Raw genomic sequence first — 3,814 nt, 5'->3', positions numbered from 1 at the left:
TAACAAACGACTATGGCGTCAATCCTTTATTTTGGGCGATGTTTTGGTCCCACATAATGCCATCTCGAAGCATAGAGTTTAGGATGACCACCATCTTGCGAACGCAGGCAATAATTGCCACTTTCTTTGGTTTTCCAGCTTCGAGTAATCGAGCGTAAGTGTCCTTGAAAACAGGGTTACATTGCATGGCTGACATCATGGCCATGTACAAAACGGTTCTCACCTGTGCGCGGCCTCCTTGGATGACTCGTTTCCCTTTGTAGCGTCCGCTTTCTCGTGTAATAGGGGCGACGCCGATGAGTGAAGCCGCTTGTTTGTTGGTAATGTAGCCTAACTCAGGCACATTGCTGATGATAGACGCAGCGGCGATATTGCCAATACCAGGTACGCTTTGTAAGAGGGTATTTTTAGTTTGGTATTCGGGGCAATCTTCGATGAGTTTAACAAGCTTATTTTCAATCTTTGAGACCTGATTTTTTATCGCAGTCAGGATGGGTGTCATTGTCGAATGTAGGTGCTTAGGCAAAATTTGAATACGATTTTTCTCCATGGTCTGCATCGCGAGCAGCTGATTGCGGCGAATTACTAAGTCACTCATTAAACGTATGTTCTTAGCCTTTATGACCGTCAAATCAGGTTTAATGGCTTCACCATAATGGGCGATAAGCTGTACATCTAAGCGGTCATTTTTGGCTCTACGACCAATAGCACCGGCAAAGCGTTTGATATGAACAGGATTGGCACGAACAATAGGCAACTTGGCCTCGGTACACGCTAACACGAAGGGCATTTCTAGGCGCCCAGTCGCTTCGATAACGATACGCTGTGGGTTGTGTTTTTTGATAGTAGTTAAGGCCTGTTTGATACCCTTTTCGTTGTTTGGCACGGTAAAAAAGACATCGAGTGGACGGATGTAAATGTCGAGCTGTGATTTGCCAGTATCAACACCAATATTAATGTTTTGAAGTGGGTTTGTATTCATAATAAGCTAGCTCTTGCTTGCGAAATGCGGGTTCGAGACCCAGTCGACTATTCGAGGTTTATGCTTGGAGTCCTATGAGGCGTTCATGTTTGTTATCGGTCTCTCGACAGAGGAGCCAGCGTTCAACCGAACTGCCACATAGAAAGCTTTAGTTGCCGCTAAAGCCTGGGTCTCACTTTACCCTTTTGGCTTGCTTATTATCCATACAAGCGTTTAAGGCGGATTCGCAACGCTTGGCAGTTTCGCTTCGCTCAAGTATAGCCAAGCGCCGCTCACACCTTAATGCGGCGTTATGCATCAAATGGAGATTGAACCTTGAATCCGATATTAGAAGAAGCAATAAAAACTCTTTCAGTGGTGGTTAACGTTTCCACTGGCTTAGCTCACCCACTTGATGACTCACGAGCGAAAGAGTTATTCAAAGCCTTAAAAAAGTACAATGTTCCATTATCTGGTGCAGATGTTTATTCGCTAGCTATTTCAGATGCTTGGCCAGAGCGCCATGCAAAACAGCTTGCTGAATTAGCGGAAAAAGTGGGAAGAGGTGGCCGCGTCCAGATTCGAGAACGGAGAGACTGGGGTGAACCTACTGTCAGAAGAATCATTTCAGAGTTGGGTCAGAATGCATAACAAGCCGCACCATTTTCGAGGCTGCGCCACTAGGACTCGCTTCGCTCGCCCATGTGCGGGGCGTTATGTTTTAATCGAAACTGGATATTGATATGAACATAGAAGTAAAAATGGATATTTTATTCGCAGGGTTGTTGCTAATCCCTGTTCTGGTCTTGGCTGTTCCTTACATCAAAAATAAGCTAATCGCTTACGCGGAAACTAAAGCGATTTCGGTTGTTTCACTGCCTATATCAGCTTTCTTGATTTACGACATTTCAATTGAAAGTAACTTTTTTGGGCTTATTGGCTTGTCCGCAGGTTATATCGTTTTCTTTTTTACTTATGCAGTATCGGTTTCGTTGTTGGCGTCTACTGCAAAAAGCAAAAATATGGTGCAATAAAAACATAACAAGCCAGTCAAGAACGGACGCAAAACAGTTGGCTTGCGCTCATTCTTCGCTAATTTTAGCCAACTATTTTGCGCCACTTACTGGGGCGTTATATTCATAGGGAGATCAGACTTTGTCGCTAGATATCGCGTACAGCATAGAAGTTGATGATTACCTTGATCCAGATAGGGCATATGACTTTTATTGGTCAGGATTAATTAAAGATAAGAAGAAATTTCTGTGCCCAGGTACTGACTGCACAGCTCAGGTGACCTGCGCCAACTTGGACGAAGACGTTCAAGATATGAAGGTGGTTCCTCACTTTAGGATTTACGGTTCACATAGTAAGTCCTGTGAGATATTTAATGATATCCCTCTTGATTTACGCTATGAAGACGGCGTTTCTGTCAAAGAGGAGCGGCGCTCTGTTGACGAATCGGTTGTTGATGTATTTCTGTTAGAAAGACCTAGTTCCTACTATGATGAACCGAAAATAAATAGGTTCCCGAATCAAAAGCCAGTCAAAAAGTCACAATTCATCAAGCGCCCTATAGATTCTATTCTCAGAGAGAATGGCAGTGTAGGAAATATATATTCAGTAAGATCAGTTGTGAGCCGTTACATACGCTACAAAAAGGACGGATCATTAGATCATAGGCGAGTAAATATACAGGGTCGAGATGTCCATTATAGAAGCATTTTTAAATGTATCTGGGAGCAGGACTTAGATACCCTTCCTGATTATCCTGTTATCTACTATGGCTGGGCCTTTGTTAACAGGCTGCCTTCAGATTATGGATATCAAATTAAATTCAAAAAACATTTCACAAAATCTGAAGAAGGCTACATTACCACAGTAATGATTGGTGATCGTTTGATTGATAGCTATAAGGTTAAAAAACTCGTTACCACACGCTTGGAAAGAATCATAAAAAAAGAGAAGTCAACTGCCTTTGTTTTCATCTACGGAAAACCTGAGGAAAATGTTTCTCAAAAGGGCGTAAAGTATGCCAACTTTTCCATCACAAACTTGGATATGATTGATATTAACTATGATTGCCCATTGCCAAAAGAATATAACAAATAACTGCAGCGGACGCCTACGGCACTCGCTGAGTTAGGCGTTAAAAGTCACAGACACATCGGAGGCATTTTGAAAGGTCCAAGTCCTGAAGATAAAGAACCTATGAAGGGGTTTCCCCAAGTAGGCTATTTGAAGAATTACATATCTTCTGAAAATATCATCGTTGGTGACTATACCTACTACGATGACCCTGAAGGTCCTGAGCGATTTGAGAGCAATGTACTTTATCATTTTCCGTTTATTGGAGATAAGCTCATAATAGGGAAATTTTGCGCTATCGCAAAAGACGTAAAATTCATAATGAATGGCGCTAATCATAAAATTTCTGGCTTTTCGACATACCCATTCCAAATATTTGGTAACGGCTGGGAGAAGGTCATGCCTAAAGAGGGGGAGCTACCCTACAAAGGCGATACAGAAATTGGGAATGATGTTTGGATCGGCTATGAAGCTACAATTATGCCGGGAGTCAAAGTTGGCGATGGAGCAATAATAGCGAGTAAATCTATCGTGACAGCTGATGTCCCGGCGTACAGCGTTGTTGGTGGCAATCCTGCCAAAGTCATTAAATATCGATTTGATGATAGTACAATTAATGAGCTCTTAGAGATGGCTTGGTGGGATTGGAGTGCAGAAAAAATAACTGAACATCTCGAAGCAATAGTTGGCTGTGACCTTCTTGCACTTCGGAAGGCAAACGGCTTTTAACAAAGCATTGCAGCGGACAAGCCGCTGAATGCGGCGTTA

At 42.7% G+C, this 3,814-nt stretch carries 5 protein-coding genes; 4 read left to right on the top strand and 1 reads right to left on the bottom strand.

The features are described from left to right. Nucleotides 1-10: 10 nt before the first annotated feature. Entirely contained in the window at nucleotides 11-982 is a 972-nt protein-coding gene (locus ACIDEJ_RS15115; protein WP_411988047.1) for an IS110 family RNA-guided transposase, read from the bottom strand. A 315-nt stretch (nucleotides 983-1,297) separates the two neighbouring features. Between ACIDEJ_RS15115 and ACIDEJ_RS15110 the strand changes: the two genes are divergently transcribed. From ACIDEJ_RS15110 to ACIDEJ_RS15095, 4 genes are all read left to right on the top strand, one after another. Next, complete coding sequence (locus tag ACIDEJ_RS15110) at nucleotides 1,298-1,612, top strand: DUF1889 family protein (RefSeq protein WP_411988879.1); 315 nt, start codon at nucleotides 1,298-1,300, stop codon at nucleotides 1,610-1,612. A gap of 92 nt (nucleotides 1,613-1,704) precedes the next feature. Beyond that, on the top strand, nucleotides 1,705-1,995 hold the full coding sequence (locus tag ACIDEJ_RS15105) for a hypothetical protein (RefSeq protein WP_411988878.1): 291 nt from the start codon (nucleotides 1,705-1,707) through the stop codon (nucleotides 1,993-1,995). 121 nt (nucleotides 1,996-2,116) lie between these two features. Next, a complete protein-coding gene (locus ACIDEJ_RS15100; RefSeq protein WP_411988877.1) occupies nucleotides 2,117-3,070 on the top strand; it encodes a hypothetical protein in 954 nt (317 codons plus the stop codon). A gap of 66 nt (nucleotides 3,071-3,136) precedes the next feature. Further along, nucleotides 3,137-3,775, top strand: a complete 639-nt coding sequence (locus ACIDEJ_RS15095) for a Vat family streptogramin A O-acetyltransferase (protein WP_411988662.1) — start codon at nucleotides 3,137-3,139, stop codon at nucleotides 3,773-3,775. Nucleotides 3,776-3,814: the final 39 nt, after the last annotated feature.

The organism is Shewanella mytili (assembly GCF_046765975.1).
Classification (GTDB): Bacteria; Pseudomonadota; Gammaproteobacteria; order Enterobacterales; family Shewanellaceae; genus Shewanella; species Shewanella mytili.
The sequence above is the reverse complement of the archived record's forward strand: the minus strand, read 5'-3'. Positions and strand labels throughout refer to the sequence as shown.